Consider the following 16131-nt stretch of genomic DNA (forward strand, 5'->3'; position numbering starts at 1 on the left):
ACCTTGCCCGTGCAGAACACCATGAAACGCTATGAACGCTTCGCCGACGACATTGCCGAACTGATCCGCACCGGGGTGCTTGGCCCCGGCCAGCGGGTGCCCTCGGTACGCTATGCCAGCCAGACCCACGGGGTCAGCCCGTCCACGGTATTCCAGGCCTACTACCTGCTGGAACGCCGCGGCCTGATCCGCGCCCGGCCGCGCTCGGGCTACTTCGTCAATGCCCACGCCCCGCGCCCGTTCAACGAACCACAGGTGCAGGCGCAGGCCACCGAGTCCACCGATGTGGACGTCAGCGGCCTGGTGTTCTCGATCCTCGACTCGATCAAGGACCCGCACACCGTGCCGTTCGGCTCGGCCTTCCCCAGCCCCACGCTGTTCCCCCTGCAACGCCTGTCCCGCTCCCTGGCCAGCGCCAGCCGGGCCATGGACCCGCGCATGGTGGTCACCGACCTGTCGCCGGGCAACCCGCAACTGCGCCGGCAGATCGCCCTGCGCTACATGGTCGGCGGGCTGATGCTGCCGATGGAGGAGCTGCTGATCACCAACGGCGCGCTGGAGGCTCTCAACCTGTGCCTGCAGGCCGTGACCCAGCCGGGCGACCTGGTGGCCATCGAGGCACCGGCTTTCTATGCCTGCCTGCAGGTGCTCGAACGCCTCAAGCTCAAGGCCGTGGAAATCCCGGTACACCCGCGCGAAGGCATGGACCTGGCGGTGCTGGCACAAACCCTGGACAAGCACCCGGTGAAAGCCGTGTGGTGCATGACCAACTTCCAGAACCCGGTGGGCGCGAGCATGCCCGAGGCGAAGAAGCAGGAGCTGGTCGAACTGCTGCGCCGCCACCAGGTGCCGCTGATCGAAGACGACGTCTACGCCGAGCTGTACTACGCACAGCAGGCGCCCAAGCCGGCCAAGGCCTTCGACACCGAGGGCCTGGTGATGCACTGCGGCTCGTTCGCCAAGAGCCTGGCCCCGGGCTACCGCATCGGCTGGGTAGCCGCCGGGCGCTTCGCGCAGAAGATCGAGCGGCTCAAGCTGATGACCTCGCTGTGCGCCTCGATGCCGGCCCAGGCGGCGATCGCCGATTACCTGCAGCACGGCGGCTACGACCGCCACCTGCGCAAGTTGCGTTACGCCCTGGAAGGCCAGCAGGTCAACATGCTGGCGGCCATCGCCCGGCACTTCCCGGCCCAGACCCAGGTCAGCCACCCCTCCGGCGGCTACTTCCTGTGGCTGGAGCTGCCCGAGCAGATGGACGCGCTCAAGTTGTTCCACATGGCGCTGGCGCAAGGCATCAGCATTGCCCCGGGGCCGATCTTCTCGCCGACCCGACGCTTTGGTAACTGCATCCGCCTCAATTACGGCAGCCCCTGGGGCGACGGCGCCGAACAGGCCATGGAGACCCTCGGGCGCATCGTGCGCTCGTTCTAGCGGCGCGCGGGCCGGCAGGCTACAGTGGCGCCAGGCCCGACGCTGGACACCTGCATGCCCGACCGCAATCTGCCCGCCCTGCAGCGAGAGCTGCAGGCGCTGCGCCAACGCAACGCCGAACTCGAGGCGCGCTTCGAGCAGCAGGCGCACGCCGATGGCGATCTGTACCGCTTCCTGTTCGACACCATGGACGAAGGCTTCTGCGTCATCGAGTTCTTCGATGGCCCGCACGGCCCGCTCAGCGACTACGTGCATGTCCTCGCCAACGCTGCCTACGCCCGCCATGCCGGCATCCCCAACGTGGTCGGGCAGACGCTGAGGGAACTGGTACCGGACGAAGCCGATGACTGGGTCGCCCGCTACGGCGAGGTGCTGCGCACCGGCCAGCCGTTGCAGTTCGAGCAGGAACTGGTGGCCACCGGGCATGTGCTGTCGGTGACCACCTTCCGCATAGAGCCTGCCGAGAAACGCCAGGTAGCGGTGCTGTTCAAGGACGTGACCATGCGCCATCGCGCCGAGGATGCCCTGCAACAGCTCAATGACCAGCTCGAACAACGGGTCAGCGCGGCCCTGGCCGAACGCGGGCTGTTCGCCGGGCTGGTCGAGCGCAGCGTGGCCAACGTGCATGTACTTGATACCGACCTGCGCTGGCTGGCCATCAACCAGCAGGCCCAGCGGGATTTTCAACGCCTGTTCGGCAGGAGGCCGCAGGTGGGTGACAGCCTGGCGGAGTTGATGCGCGAACGCCCCGATAGCCTGGCCGAAAGCCTGCGCCTGTGGCAACGCGCCCTGGCCGGAGAAACCTACGTGCAGACCGCCGCCTTTCCTGACGGCGCGAAGACGAGCTACTTCGAGCTGCGTTTCAGCCCAATGCGCGCCCCCTCGGGCGACATCATCGGTGCCAACCTGTTCGCCTATAACATCACTGAGCGGGTATCCGAACAGCAGCAACTGCTCAAGGCCGAGGAGGCCCTGCGCCAGGCACAGAAAATGGAAGCAGTGGGCCAGCTCACCGGCGGTATCGCCCACGACTTCAACAACCTGCTGGGCGGCATCCTCGGCGCCCAGGAGCTGGTGCGCCAGCGCCTGGAACAATCGCGTCTGGATGAAATCCCCGGCCTGCTCGACACCGCCAGCAATTCGGCCCGCAGCGCCGCAGCGCTGGTCCATCGCCTGCTGGCGTTCTCGCGGCGCCAGACCCTGTTGCCCCAGGCGACGGCGGTGGGTGGCCTGGTGCAGACGATGGAAGAACTGATCCGCCGTAGCGTCGGCCCGGCCATTCAGCTCAGTGTCCACTGTGCCGATGACCTGTGGCCCACCTTCATCGACCCGCCGCAGCTGGAGAGCGCCCTGCTCAACCTGTGCATCAACGCCCGCGACGCCCTGCCCGCCGGCGGCCTGATCGACATCCAATGTGCCAACCAGCTGGTTGACGAGGAACGTGCCGCGCTGCTCGACCTGCCCGCTGGCGATTACCTGTGCCTGAGCGTGCGCGACAACGGTCGCGGCATGCCCCTGGAAGTGGCGGAGCGCGCCATCGATCCGTTCTTTACCACCAAGCCTCTGGGCCAGGGCACCGGGCTCGGGTTGTCCATGGCTTACGGTTTCGTGCGCCAGTCTGGTGGCCAACTGCTGATCCACTCGACCTTGGGTGCAGGCACGCTGGTCGAGCTTTTCCTGCCGCGGCATTTCACAGCACCCTTGGTAGGCGAGCAGCGGGTGAGGATCGCCGATCAGGTTCGTCAGCAGGGAGCACAGATTCTATTGGTAGAGGACCAGACGGCCTTGCGCCTGGTGATCAGCGAAGTGCTCGAAGAGTTCGGCCATCAGGTGCACAGCGTGGAGAACGGCGCGCAAGCCCTCGAGGCCATGGCGCGCGGGGTCTTGCCGGACTTGCTGATCAGCGACATCGGCCTGCCCGGAAGTCTCAACGGTCGGCAGGTGGCCGAGGCGTGCCGTGCCCGGCATGCGGATCTGCCGGTTATGTTCATCACCGGTTACGACGAAAGCGCGGCGCTCAGCGACGGCGTGCTGCCGCCGCGTACGGCGGTGTTGCTCAAGCCGTTCGAACTCGGCGACATCGCCGACAAAGTGGCCGAACTGCTCACGCTCGGCGGGCTCAGCGCCCACCGCCCAGGTCGATGAAGCTGCCGGTGGAGTAGGACGCCTTGTCCGACAGCAACCACAGGATCGCCTCGGCAACTTCCTCAGGACGACCGCCACGCCCCATCGGCAGGCCGGGCTCGAGCTTGGCGACCCGGTCCGGGTCACCGCTCAGGGCGTGGAAACCGGTGTGGATGTAGCCGGGGCGCACGCCGTTGACCCGCACCCCCTCACCGGCCACTTCCTTGGCCAGGCCGACCGTGAAGGTGTCCAGCGCGCCCTTGGACGCGGCGTAGTCGACGTATTCGTTGGGCGAGCCCAGGCGCGCGGCCACCGACGACACATTGACGATCGCCCCGCCCTGCCCGCCGTGGCGGCGCGACATGCGCAGCAGCGCGTGCTTGGCGCACAGCATCGGCCCGACCACGTTGGTTTTCATCATCTTGAGCAGGCGGAATTCGGACATCTCCTCAACCCGACTCTGCTGGCCGATGGTGCCGGCGTTGTTGACCAGTGCGGTGACCGGGCCGAGTTCATGGTCGACGCGCAGGAACAGCTGCGCCACTTCGTCCTCGACACTGGCATCGGCGCGCACCGCAATGGCGCTGGCGCCTACCTCGCGAACTTGCGCCAGCACTGTTTCGGCGGCCTGGTCGTCGGCGTGGTAGTTGATGCAAATGCGGTAACCCTGCTGCGCCGCCAGCAACGCGGTGGCGGCGCCGATGCCCCGGCTGGCGCCGGTGATAACGATGACCTTGTCCATGAATCGGTCCGGATGACTGGAAAAGGCCTACGAGATTAGGGGAAAAGCGTTGAGCGGAGCAATGGTGATGGCGTAGGGGCGGCCAGGTGCATGGCGATGGATTTGCAGCGCCTATGAGATCGAGCGCCGCCCGCGCGGCGCATCGCTGGCAAGCCAGCTCCCACATCTGTTTCGGGCCAGTTACTCCTGCAAGGCCATCACTGTCCGCCTTGTTGGTACGACGCGGTATTGAAGTGGGCACTACTGGCGCCTCGCCCATCTTGAGACATGCGCCAAGGCGGGCAACGGTACCTTCACAGGCATAATTGGCCCGAAGCAGATGTGGGAGCTGGCTTGCCAGCGATGCGCCGCGCGGGCGGCGCTCGATCTTGAGGGCAACACAAAACCCCCGCCATGCACCCAATGCCCATTCACCAGACCAGCTTTTTCAAAGCCCCCCTCGTTACCCCGCACATTTGCTTGTATGGTGTTGTCCAAGAAGGATGTTTTACCCGCACAGGAACGACTTAGATGCCCCAACGCAATGTCATCAACGCCTCCGTCAGCCCCAAAGGCAGCCTGGAGACCCTGTCGCAACGTGAAGTCCAGCAACTGAGCGAAGTCGGTACCGGCAGCCTCTACACCCTGTTCCGCCAGTGCGCCCTGGCAATCCTCAATACCGGCGCCCATGTCGACAATGCCAAGACCATCCTCGAGGCCTACAAGGACTTCGAGGTGCGCATTCATCAACAGGACCGCGGCGTGCGCCTCGAGCTGCTCAACGCCCCGGCCGATGCCTTCGTCGATGGCGAGATGATCGCCAGCACCCGTGAAATGCTGTTCAGCGCCCTGCGCGACATCGTCTACACCGAAAGCGAGCTGGCCAGCCAGCGCATCGACCTGGAGAGCTCGCAAGGCCTCACCGACTACGTCTTCCACCTGCTGCGCAACGCGCGCACCCTGCGCCCGGGCGTCGAGCCGAAAATGGTCGTGTGCTGGGGCGGCCACTCGATCAGCAGCGAGGAATACCAGTACACCAAGAAGGTCGGCCACGAGCTGGGCCTGCGCAAGCTGGACGTCTGCACCGGCTGCGGCCCGGGGGTGATGAAAGGCCCGATGAAGGGCGCCACCATCGCCCACGCCAAGCAGCGCATGCACGGCAGCCGTTACCTGGGCCTGACCGAACCGGGCATCATCGCCGCCGAGGCGCCCAACCCGATCGTCAACGAGCTGGTGATCCTGCCGGACATCGAGAAGCGTCTTGAAGCCTTCGTCCGCGTCGGCCACGGCATCATCATCTTCCCCGGCGGCGCCGGCACCGCCGAGGAGTTCCTCTACCTGCTCGGCATCCTCATGCACCCGGACAACCATGAGCTGCCCTTCCCGGTCATCCTCACCGGGCCGCGCAGCGCCGAGGCGTTCCTGCTGCAACTGCACGCCTTCGTCGGCGCCACCCTTGGCGAAGCCGCGCAACGCCACTACCAGATCATCATCGACGACCCGGCCGAGGTGGCCCGGCAGATGGTCGAAGGGCTCAAGGCGGTCAAGCAGTTCCGTCGCGAGCGCAACGATGCGTTCCACTTCAACTGGCTGCTGAAGATCGCCGAAGGCTTCCAGCACCCGTTCGACCCCACCCATGAAAACATGGCCAACCTGGCCCTGCGCCGCGACCTGCCGCCCCATGAGCTGGCCGCCAACCTGCGCCGGGCCTTCTCCGGCATCGTCGCCGGCAACGTCAAGGACAAAGGCATCCGCCTGATCGAAGAACACGGGCCGTACCAGATCCGCGGCGACGCGGCGATCCTCGACCCGCTGGGCCGCCTGCTGCAGGCGTTCGTCGACCAGCACCGGATGAAACTGCCGGGCGGCGCGGCCTATGTGCCGTGCTACCAGGTGGTGAGCTGAACAACCCCGGGGCCGCGCAAGCGGCCCCGGCTGCATTCAGGCCAGGTTCCCTGGCGCAGATGAATTTTTCTTAAATCGCCGTTTGTCTATTCTTTGGCACAATCAGTCATCCCCTTTGCGCCCAGGAACCCGCATGCCACGCGTACTGACCATTGAAGACGACGCCGTCACCGGCCAGGAAATCGTCGCCGAACTCTCCAGCCACGGCCTTGACGTGGACTGGGCCGACAATGGCCGCGAGGGCCTGGCCAAAGCCATTGCCGGCGGCTACGACCTGATCACCCTGGACCGCATGCTGCCGGAGGTGGACGGCCTGACTATCGTCACCACCCTGCGCAACCTGAAGATCGCCACCCCCATCCTGATGATCAGTGCCCTGTCCGACGTCGACGAGCGGGTGCGCGGCCTGCGGGCCGGCGGCGACGACTACCTGACCAAACCCTTCGCCTCCGACGAGATGGCCGCCCGGGTCGAAGTACTGCTGCGCCGCAACAGCACGCCCATGACCCAGACCCGCCTGACGGTGGCCGACCTGGAGCTGGACCTGATCAGCCACGAAGCCCGCCGCGGCGAGCAGGCGCTGAACCTGCTGCCCACCGAATACAAGCTGCTGGAATACCTGATGCGCCACGCCGGCCAGGTGATCACCCGGATGATGATCTTCGAGGAAGTCTGGGGTTACCACTTCGACCCGGGGACCAACCTGATCGACGTGCACATCGGCCGCCTGCGCAAGAAGATCGACTCCCCCGGCCAGACCCCGCTGATCCGTACCGTGCGGGGCTCCGGCTATGCCATTGCCGAACCCGTCTAAGGGCTGGAGCTCGTCGACCAGCCGCCTGCTGGCGCTGTACAGCTTCCTCTTCGTGGCCTGGAGCAGCATCCTCATGGGGGTGCTGTACTTCGAGGTCTCCAGCTACCTGAACAAACTCACCCGCCACTCGATGATGCAGCGCCAGCACCTGTTCGCCCACATGAGCGGCAAGCAGCTGGACGACGCGCTGATCGCAAGCCAGGCCTTCGAGGAACGCAGCTTCGACGCCTACGGCCTGTTCGACCCGCAACTCAACCCGATTGGTGGGCGCATCCGCAGCATCCCGCCGGAGCTGGGCCTGGACGGCAAGATCCATGAGCTCAAGCGCTGCCTCGACGCCGACGACCCGCACCTGCCGCGCGACAGCTGCGACGCCGTGGCGATTCGGGTGCAAGACGGCCGCTGGCTGGTGCTGGTGCGCGACAACGGCTCGCTGTTCGTGGTCACCCGGATCATCCTGCATGCGCTGCTGTGGGGCATCTCGCTGACCCTGATCCCGGGCTTTGCCGGCTGGTACCTGCTGCGCCGCCGCCCGCTCAAGCGTATCCGCGCGATCCAGGCCCAAGCCGACCTGATCGTGGCCGGCGACCTGACCCACCGCCTGCCCCTGTCAGCCCGGCGCGACGAACTGGACATGCTGGCCGCCATCGTCAACGCCATGCTCGACCGCATCGAGCGCTTGATGCATGAAGTGAAAGGCGTATGCGACAACATCGCCCACGACCTGCGCACCCCGTTGACGCGCCTGCGCGCCCAGCTCTATCGCATCCGCCAGCAGAGCGGCGCTGGCTCGCCCGAGGGGGAAGCGCTGGACCAGGCGATCGGTGAGACCGACACCCTGATGGCGCGCTTTCGCGGCTTGCTGCGCATCAGCGAACTGGAAGACCGCCAGCGCCGCGCCGGCTTCGTCCAGCTCGACCCGCACGCGCTGCTGGTGGAACTGCACGATTTCTATCTACCGCTGGCCGAAGACGGCGGCATTCGCCTGAGCCTTGAGCAACCCGCGCAGCTGGCCGCGCTGCATGGCGACCGCGAATTGCTGTTCGAGGCCCTGGCCAACCTGGTGGGCAATGCCATCAAGTTCACCCCTGAAAGCGGCGCGGTGCGCATAGCTGCGAGCCAGGATGAACAGGGTGTGCATATCGCCGTCGAGGACAGTGGCCCCGGCATCCCTGCGGATGAGCGCGAGGCTGTGCTCAAACGCTTCTACCGCAGCGAGGAAGGCCACCGCCACGCGGGCTTCGGCCTGGGGCTGTCGATTGTCGCGGCGATCGTCGATCTGCATGGGTTTGGGTTGCAGGTGGATGCCAGTCCCTTGGGCGGTGCCAGGTTGGTGCTGCATTGCCCATTGGCGGGGCCTGCAAAATAGCGCCGCTGCTCAGCGTGATCTGACTTTTGACTTAAGCCCGGGTCGAGATCGGGTTCAGGCTCTCGGGATTTCCTGGAGAGCCTAGAACTCCACCTTGCCCCGACCCGCCTTGACAGTACTGCGCCTGGCCTTTCCTTCGAGGCGGCGGGTCTTCGAGCCGAGGGTCGGCTTGGTGGGGCGGCGCTTCTTCTCGGTCTTGCCGGCAGCGATGATCAACTCGGCAAGGCGCGTCAGTGCGTCAGCACGGTTCTGCTCCTGGGTGCGGTACTGTTGGGCCTTGATGATCAACACGCCGTCGCCGGTGATGCGGCTGTCACGCAGCGCCAGCAGCCGCTCCTTGTAAAACTCGGGCAACGACGAGGCGGGAATATCGAAGCGCAGGTGCACGGCGCTGGACACCTTGTTGACATTCTGCCCACCTGCGCCTTGCGCGCGGATGTATGTCAGTTCGATCTCGGCATCTGGCAGATGCACGTTATTGGAGATGGTCAGCATGGCATGGCCCTTGTGATTGCCCGCCATTATCACAGCCTTTGCCGCTCGCCCACAGGACAAAACACGTTTGACCTCGACCGCCCTGCTCCGCCATTGCCAATTCTGGACCTGGAGCGTAATCCATAGGCTCGCCTGGCACTTCGCCCATCAAGCAGCCCGCCGCACCCACCGAAACACCTGCCCTACCAGCAACAGGTTCACTAGCGCCAGGGCGATCAGACTGTACAGCACCCCATACGCCCCCAGGTGCTCGAACAGGTACCCACCCACCAACGGCGTCAACGCCTGGCCAATCAGCGCCGGCCGCGACATGCGCCCCATCAGCAGCACATATTGCGCAGGCGGCAGCATGGCCAACGGCAACAACCCCCGCACGATGGCGCGCAGGCCATTGCCGCAGCCGAAGATCAACAACCCGATCGCCGTCGCCGCCGGGGCCAGCGTCACCAGCAGCAACCCCACCAGTACCAGGCCGGTCCACGCCAGCGCGGTCCACACCGGGTGCCGCCGGCCCACCAGGATCTGCAGCAGCCGTGACGCCACCTGACTCGGCCCGAGCATCGCCGCCAGGCCGATGGCTGCTGCCAGCGAATGCCCCATGCCCTGGAGCACCGAAACCAACTGCACGGCAATCGCCGTCATGATGATCGCGCCGATGGCGAAGATCGTCGTCAGCAGCAAGTACAAGCGCCGGTCGATGCCCTCGCCCGCCTCGCCGGCCTGGGCCTTGCGCTCAACCAACTGGCCGCCGGGGGGCAGCACCTTCCAGTACAGCGGCGCCACCACCAGCAACAGCACCACGGCATACAGCGCACATGCCTGGCGCCAACCCAGCTGTTCGATCATCAGCGCCACGGTGGGCCAGGACAGCGTCGAGGCAAAGCCTGCGATCAGCGTCACCCCAGTGATCGCCCGGCCCGCGCCCTCGGCATACAGCGCCCCAAGGGTGGCGAACAGCGCCTCGTACAAACCCATGGCCATACCCACGCCGATCACTGCCCAGGCCAGCAAAAACACCCCCAGGTTGGGGCTGACGGCCATCAGCAGCAGCCCAAGCGCCACCACCGCGCCGCTGGCAGCCAACTGCGGGCGCCCGCCGTAACGGGCGATCAGGCGGCTGGAGAGCGGCGCCAACAGTGCCGAAACCAGCAGGCTCAGCGACAGCGCGCCATACACCCATTGGCTGGGCCAGCCGGTATCGCGGCTGATCGGCGCGGCCATCACCGCTATCAGGAAGAACGAGCCGCCCCAGACCAGGATTTGCAGGACACCGAGCCAGACGATGGCGAGGTTGGACGGGGATTTGACGGTGGAATTCACGGTGTTGCCTGTGTTGAAACAGTGATGTTTGGCGCCCATCGCGGGCTATGGGAGTGGTATGCACCGCTGTGGGGCTGGCGCTGGCAACGCATTCTAAATGTATTTGCCTCGCAGTCGGGCAATCGCTTCGAATGGCCTTGGCTTCACCTCGGTAGCCACAAAGGATACTGCTCGAAGTCGTACTTGCGCTGGCTCCAGTCCGGCATCTTGTGCAGCCGGATCGGGCTCTTGCACAATGTCAGGGCGACCGGGATGAAGCTAAGTGGCTAGGGTCGCGCGACCTGATAAGCAGGGTCACTCAAGCCATTTAGCAGCCGTTTCCAGAAGCTCTTGTAGATTTAGTGAGCCGCCATATGCTTGAAATGCTGTGTCGTCTGCGTTGATTATTATCCAGTCCGTGTCGCTTCTTTCAATATTGATATTTAGGTTGCTTTTGCTATTTGCGCCAGTGATTTTAATTTTCCAGCCTGGGTTGTCAATGTTGGAGATCTCAATGCCGAATGAATGTTCCCAAACATCATTGCATTGACTGCTGTACCAGCTTTGTAGTTTTTCGATCAGGTTTTCCAACCGCAAAATCCTTGCCGTCATGAGAGTTCTCTGAAGCAGCCGAAACTTGCCGGCGGCATCAGTCTTTAAACCACACCTCGGATGCAATGACATATTGTGGGGTCACGCGCCCAGATAGACCACTCAGAGCTATCGGCCGCCTCGATAAATATTTCGACATTACTGAGATTTTTAGCTTCTATTTCTTCGCGACAGAGGATTGCTCCAGCTTTTGCTGCAGTCAGTTGCAGGTCTATTGTCTGCTCCAATGAACGTGCAAAAAATCTCAGCTCAGGCCATGTCATGGAAATTCCATTACTCGAAGATCGGATGTTCTCTTCAAAATAGTCCATTGAGTTTCCTGATGGAGGGCAACCCATCCCGTAAAAATCGAATATATACCAACTCCATGAATTATCAGGGATGAACCCTAGCACATCTTCAAGTGAAATCTTCGAGCCACTCGGACTATACATAGGAAATGAGAGCATTTGCATCATGGCATCTCCATAGGGATTGCGGTGCCGTGCTGCCGTGTTCCCCCTGTAGGGTTCGGGAGCCAGTTATGCTGATGTGGGCACGGGTGGTTTTGAGGACGGCCATGATCAGTAAAATCAATGTCACGGATGGGAACAAGGTTTCCGTTCTCATATCCCCATTCACGGGCCTGATTATAAGCACCTCTGCGTCCATCTCTCCTACCCAACTGCGTGTGTGGTGCATCTACATCGGGCTAGGGGGGGGGGGATTTATTTTCTCTACATGAGGCCATTAAAAAAATAAAGCCATTCCCCGCCACTCAATTATTTATATGGCATATGCGCAGAAGCTCCTCAATGTCGTCGTCATTGTGTGAGTAATAGTGCTTTCCAAGTAGCTCAATCTCCATCTCCTCTATTGAAGATAAATAGTTCTGAATTCTCCAGGCATCAAACTTTCTTGGGCTTTTCTCCATGTCGTCATGGGCGTCTATTAGTTCGCCAGTAGCGCACTTTGTAAAGCATACTCCTGCTCCGTGCTTTTTGAACCCCCAAGACTCCTGATTAATTTTTATAACCCCATGTTTTGGCCAGTTTTTTTCATTCTTTGTCAGTGTCAGGTAGGCGTATACTAATTGCTGCTGAATGTCCGAAAAATCTTTCGTTATCTCAATGAATTCTTTTTCTGTAATTTTTTTCATGAACACCTCGATTCATACATGTCACTCTCAAGTTTCTTTGCGGTTCCCGGATCAACTTCATACACTATAACTGGAGCCTTGGGTATACCCGCTTTGCTCGCAGCCTGAGCTCTATGATGCCCATCGATTATTATTATCTGGCCATTGACCTCTGCTACATCCACCGGGTGATCATGATCGTAGCCGCTCCTTCGCATCTTTGAAGCAAGTTTGTCAACTTTATTTCGCGACATTTCTGCGCGAGTCTGCCTGGACCTTAGGTTTCTTGGGTCAATTTCTTTCGGTTTGTCGGGGCAGATCTCACAGCTGCATACTGTGTCACCCATTTTTTTAGATAGACCTAGCGGGTCGATCCAGGAAATAGGATTGGGGGAGTAGACAAATAAATTTAAGCCGCCAGAATATTTTATAAGGTCGCTGCTTATAAACCTGCCAAATTGGAAGTCAAAATATCGATAGCGATTGTAGTGCAGCCCCGTCTCATGGTCGTGGTACTGCCCCTGGAAACGCAGCGGGTTTCCCAGGCCATGCTGTTTGGCCCACGCCGAGCGCTCTTCACGGACTTCGCCCCAAGCTTTGTACTGCCCCGCCCATGCAATGCGGCCCTGCTCATCGGTGAGCTCCATCGGCGTGCCGAGGTGGTCGCAGTGGTACCAGGCGATCGCCTCGAACGCCTGTGGTTTCACCTCGGTATGCCACAACGGATCCTGATCGAAGTCATACTCGCGCTGACTCCAGTTCGGTTGCTTGTGCAGGCGGATCGGGCTCTTGCGCAGGGCCTGAGCCACCGGCACGAAGCTGCCCGGTTCGTACAGGTGATGCAGGGTGCGGCCAGTGTCGCCTTCGTCGCGTGGCGGTGAGCTCTCCTAGGCCAGGGTGTCGTGATCGGCAGGAAGAACTGGTTGTTCAGCGATACATCGAAAGACGCGGTAGCCAGCGCACAACTGTACAGCCCGGTTGAAACCGCCAAATCCAACGGCCAGGAGCCCTTTGCGTGGCGGCGCCACGCACTGGAACAGCTACCATTTGCTTCGACGGCTGGTGACTACGAAGCATTGTTGCAGTGGAACTGTGAGCCGGTAATGCCACGGTAAACTGAGACTTCACATTGCGGTAGGTGGGGTTCATGGGTCGCATACAGTTGTCCTGCCTCCGCTGACAATAGAAATATTTCTCCACAGTCAACCAACAGGGTCTCTCGGAGCTAACTCATAGCTGATGGAAAATGCACCGTTGATGTTTGACTCAGGCTCTCTATCTGTCAGTGCCAAGAATAGATCATATGCATAGCCACTTTTGTCGTGAATCTCATCAAGCGGAATTTCATGTGGGATAACGCTCTCCCAATACTCTTCGCACTTATTTAGAGTGCACAAATATTCCAACGCGTCAACTATAGAGGCTTTCGTGACGCTTCCGTAGCTATCGAACCGAACTCTCATCTCGGAAAAAAGAGCCTGCCTGTCTTCTTTATCGTTTATGTCAAACTCGGCAATTTCATCGTCGGTCATTGACAGCAGGTAATAGTAGAGCTTGTGCAGAGAGCGCAGATAAATTGTTTTGTTCATAGGTTAGGATACGCCGTGACAATGTTATTATTTCGGCGAATAATTACTGCCTTGGAAGTTGTCTGCAAGTCGCCACCTCCAGCTTTGTATCCTTCGCCGATGTTCCTGCTCATCTCAATTTCCGCAATATTTTCTCCACGTGCGTTCATAGCTGCTTTCCCTCCGTTGTGCAGGCGATGGATCAGGTTGCCGCGTTCGTCGTATTTGTAGTGGGTCCCGGCTTACTCGCGCAGCAGGTTGTCCATCAGCTTGTTACGGCGTGGATCGGCTTCCAGCGGGCGATTCAGCTCCTGAGTCTTCTGGTCCAGCAGGTTACCGGCCGGGTCGAAGGCAAAGGTTTCCGCGCCCAGGCGGCTGGTGGCCTTGAGCAGGCGGCCCACCGGGTCGTACTGGTATTCCAGTTGGCCACGGCGGCGGTCGTGGATACCGGTCAGCTGGCCGGCCACGTCGTAGCGGTACTGACGCTTGAGCAACGTGGACTGGCCGTCATGGCTGCCCAGCAGCTGTTCCTGCAAACGCCCGGCCGGGTCCCAAGCCTGGGTCTGCATCAGCTTGTTGCCCTGATGCCGCACCACCTCGCGGTGCAGATCATCGCGCTCGTAGGCCAGCATCTCGTGCTGGTCGAGGGTCATGCCAAGCAGGTGGCCGCTGCCGTAAGTCAGCCAGCTGACCTTGTGGCCGTCCGGGCGAATCGTCGCGGTGCGCTGGTTGAGGGCATCGTATTGGTGCTGCCACACCGCAACCATCGGCGTGCCGGTGGCCATACAACCTTGCAAAGGCCATTTAGACCAACTACTACCACTGAGGAATATCGGAAACCGCCTTCAACCTAACGACCGGACTCCTATCAGAGATTCTTATCAATGTGTTAATGAGAAAATCGATATCATCAGCAAATGCGGTGAACGCACCCCACCCGTACTCGCCCGCTATATTCGCGACACATACAAACTCACAGCTACCAATAAAATCTTCGTAAAGATTACGACCTATACAAGAACTTGAATCCTCCAAAAACACAGACAAATTTGTCGCACTTGGCGCCTCGATATCTTTGTACTTTGCAAGAAAATTGTATCTCTTCAGAGCCACCAGGTATTCATTATGCTCATCTACAATCGCCTTGAACCTACCACCTCGATCCTTGAAGATAAACATAGGCATACCACCACCATGATACTCTCCAGGCAAGTACAACCTCCCTGATTGATCAGCACAATAACAAATATCAATAAAGCTCCGCAGCACATCTTTAGATTCAGCGCAAGAATCAAACCCAATCTCGGCACTTCCATTCATCGCAGTCACCAAAGCAAAAGAATCTCGATCATTCGCAGGGATTGACTGTATACGCTCGCTGGCAAGCCTCTTGAATTCAGCAAATTGCGCCATACAATATACTATTTTGAACATTTTATTTATCTCGGATATGTAACGATAATTGACACACCCTTTTTATTGGTAGCATGAACGTGCGGATCACTGTGGTGATCGGGATGTCCGCCCCCACCATGTGAGGGTGCCCATCAAGATGGTCAAACACTTCAGAGCTGTCATACCGACTTCTTCTACCCAAAGTACTTATGCCTTTAGCAAGTAAGCATGAGCATTGTTTCCCTCGTCTCCCCGAATTTAGTTCCGAAGACAATATCTCTTCCCCTCCCTTCCGAACTCTCGGCACCTGAGCGTGTTGCTGGGCTACTCGCATCGCCTCTCGTCGACTTTTTGCAGCAATGACCTTAGCTAAACCCAGCGGGTCAATCCAATCGATAGGATTCGGTACGTATGTAGCTAAATTCAGACCACCCGCGTAGCTTATTGGATCTTGGCCAACAAATCGCCCAACCGCCGGGTCATAGTACCGATACCGGTTGTAATGCAGCCCGGTCTCATGGTCATGGTATTGCCCTTGGAAGCGAATCGGGTTGCCTAGACCGTGCTGTTTGGCCCACAGCGAGCGCTCTTCGCGCACCTCACCCCAGGCCTTGTACTGACCGGCCCAAGCGACATTGCCTTGCTCATCGGTCAGTTCCATCGGCGTACCGAGGTGATCGCAGTGGTACCAGGCAATGGCCTCGAACGCCTGTGGTTTCACCTCGGTATGCCACAACGGATCCCGATCGAAGTCATACTCGCGCTGACTCCAGTTCGGTTGCTTGTGCAGGCGGATCGGGCTCTTGCGCAGGGCCTGAGCCACCGGCACGAAGCTGCCCGGTTCGTACAGGTAATGCACCGTACGCCCGGTATCGCCTTCATCGAGAGGCGGTGAGCTTTCCCAGGCCAGCGTGTCGCCATCCCAACCGAACAGGGTGAAACCGCAACCGAGGTCGCGTTGACGCTTGGCCCGCTGCAGCTGGTTCCAGCCGGTGCCCGCTTCAGGGCGATCCCAGAAGTGCGCCACTGAATGTTTGTGCAGACGTCGACCCAGGGCGTCGTAGCTGTAGTCGACCTTGAGCTTGTCGTCGTTGTAACTGGCCAGCCGGTCGAACAGGTCCCAGGTGAAGTGGGCATGGGAACCGTTGTGCAGGCGGTGGATCAGGTTGCCGCGTTCGTCGTATTTGTAGTGGGTACCGGCATACTCGCGCAGCAGGTTGTCCATCAGCTTGTTACAGCGTGGATCGGCCTCCAGCGGGCGATTCAGTTCCTGAGTCTTCT

General features: G+C 60.7%; 14 protein-coding genes and 3 pseudogenes. 6 read left to right on the forward strand and 11 right to left on the reverse strand.

Features of this window, described 5'->3' with window-relative positions:
- The first annotated feature begins 21 nt into the window (after nt 1-21).
- Together mapR and ACQ4N9_RS20495 are read left to right on the forward strand one after the other, a co-directional pair.
- Entirely contained in the window at nt 22-1431 is a 1410-nt protein-coding gene (mapR, locus tag ACQ4N9_RS20490; RefSeq protein WP_125858342.1) for a GntR family transcriptional regulator MpaR, read from the forward strand.
- Nucleotides 1432-1485: 54 nt separating this feature from the next.
- Complete coding sequence (locus ACQ4N9_RS20495) at nt 1486-3576, forward strand: PAS domain-containing protein (RefSeq protein ID WP_390971158.1); 2091 nt, start codon at nt 1486-1488, stop codon at nt 3574-3576.
- Here the strand turns inward: ACQ4N9_RS20495 and ACQ4N9_RS20500 are convergent.
- Nucleotides 3551-4297 carry an SDR family oxidoreductase gene (locus tag ACQ4N9_RS20500; protein ID WP_390971156.1) on the reverse strand — a complete coding sequence of 249 codons (747 nt, stop codon included), beginning with the start codon at nt 4295-4297 and terminating at the stop codon, nt 3551-3553. The genes ACQ4N9_RS20495 and ACQ4N9_RS20500 overlap by 26 nt on opposite strands.
- Before the next feature lie 510 nt (nt 4298-4807).
- Here ACQ4N9_RS20500 and ppnN point away from each other — a divergent pair.
- From ppnN to ACQ4N9_RS20515, 3 genes are all read left to right on the forward strand, one after another.
- Nucleotides 4808-6181 carry a nucleotide 5'-monophosphate nucleosidase PpnN gene (gene ppnN / locus ACQ4N9_RS20505; protein WP_125463733.1) on the forward strand — a complete coding sequence of 458 codons (1374 nt, stop codon included), beginning with the start codon at nt 4808-4810 and terminating at the stop codon, nt 6179-6181.
- A gap of 133 nt (nt 6182-6314) precedes the next feature.
- Nucleotides 6315-6995, forward strand: a complete 681-nt coding sequence (locus ACQ4N9_RS20510) for a response regulator transcription factor (RefSeq protein ID WP_110994605.1) — start codon at nt 6315-6317, stop codon at nt 6993-6995.
- Entirely contained in the window at nt 6973-8364 is a 1392-nt protein-coding gene (locus ACQ4N9_RS20515; protein WP_390971153.1) for a sensor histidine kinase, read from the forward strand. The genes ACQ4N9_RS20510 and ACQ4N9_RS20515 overlap by 23 nt, the downstream gene beginning before the upstream one ends.
- An 81-nt stretch (nt 8365-8445) precedes the next feature.
- Here ACQ4N9_RS20515 and arfB read toward each other — a convergent pair whose 3' ends face one another.
- From arfB to ACQ4N9_RS20545, 6 genes and pseudogenes are all read right to left on the reverse strand, one after another.
- Nucleotides 8446-8859: an alternative ribosome rescue aminoacyl-tRNA hydrolase ArfB gene (gene arfB, locus ACQ4N9_RS20520; RefSeq protein WP_125463731.1), complete on the reverse strand. Its 414-nt coding sequence runs from the start codon at nt 8857-8859 to the stop codon at nt 8446-8448.
- A 147-nt stretch (nt 8860-9006) separates the two neighbouring features.
- Nucleotides 9007-10179: an MFS transporter gene (locus tag ACQ4N9_RS20525; protein WP_390971151.1), complete on the reverse strand. Its 1173-nt coding sequence runs from the start codon at nt 10177-10179 to the stop codon at nt 9007-9009.
- 294 nt (nt 10180-10473) lie between these two features.
- A complete protein-coding gene (locus tag ACQ4N9_RS20530) occupies nt 10474-10749 on the reverse strand; it encodes an Imm53 family immunity protein (protein WP_390971149.1) in 276 nt (91 codons plus the stop codon).
- A gap of 65 nt (nt 10750-10814) precedes the next feature.
- A complete protein-coding gene (locus ACQ4N9_RS20535) occupies nt 10815-11228 on the reverse strand; it encodes a hypothetical protein (RefSeq protein ID WP_390971147.1) in 414 nt (137 codons plus the stop codon).
- A 299-nt stretch (nt 11229-11527) separates the two neighbouring features.
- A complete protein-coding gene (locus ACQ4N9_RS20540) occupies nt 11528-11908 on the reverse strand; it encodes a DUF6896 domain-containing protein (protein WP_390971145.1) in 381 nt (126 codons plus the stop codon).
- Nucleotides 11905-12774 (reverse strand): annotated as a pseudogene (locus ACQ4N9_RS20545) (RHS repeat-associated core domain-containing protein); the annotation flags it as partial. The pseudogene ACQ4N9_RS20545 and the gene ACQ4N9_RS20540, both read right to left, overlap by 4 nt.
- A gap of 15 nt (nt 12775-12789) precedes the next feature.
- Between ACQ4N9_RS20545 and ACQ4N9_RS20550 the strand changes: the two are divergent.
- Nucleotides 12790-13002 (forward strand): annotated as a pseudogene (locus ACQ4N9_RS20550) (transposase domain-containing protein); the annotation flags it as partial.
- Between the two features lie 87 nt (nt 13003-13089).
- Here ACQ4N9_RS20550 and ACQ4N9_RS20555 read toward each other — a convergent pair.
- The 4 genes and pseudogenes from ACQ4N9_RS20555 to ACQ4N9_RS20570 all read right to left on the reverse strand — a co-directional run.
- A complete protein-coding gene (locus ACQ4N9_RS20555; protein ID WP_390971143.1) occupies nt 13090-13476 on the reverse strand; it encodes a hypothetical protein in 387 nt (128 codons plus the stop codon).
- Nucleotides 13477-13628: 152 nt separating this feature from the next.
- A pseudogene (locus ACQ4N9_RS20560) lies at nt 13629-14249 on the reverse strand (RHS repeat-associated core domain-containing protein); the annotation flags it as partial.
- Nucleotides 14250-14271: 22 nt separating this feature from the next.
- Nucleotides 14272-14889 carry a hypothetical protein gene (locus tag ACQ4N9_RS20565; RefSeq protein WP_390971141.1) on the reverse strand — a complete coding sequence of 206 codons (618 nt, stop codon included), beginning with the start codon at nt 14887-14889 and terminating at the stop codon, nt 14272-14274.
- A gap of 1 nt (nt 14890) precedes the next feature.
- Nucleotides 14891-16131: RHS repeat-associated core domain-containing protein (locus ACQ4N9_RS20570; protein ID WP_430933596.1), on the reverse strand; the 1241-nt coding region annotated here is incomplete at its 5' end.

The sequence above is a fragment of the Pseudomonas sp. ES1 genome (assembly GCF_050586605.1).
GTDB classification, from domain to species: Bacteria; Pseudomonadota; Gammaproteobacteria; order Pseudomonadales; family Pseudomonadaceae; genus Aquipseudomonas; species Aquipseudomonas sichuanensis.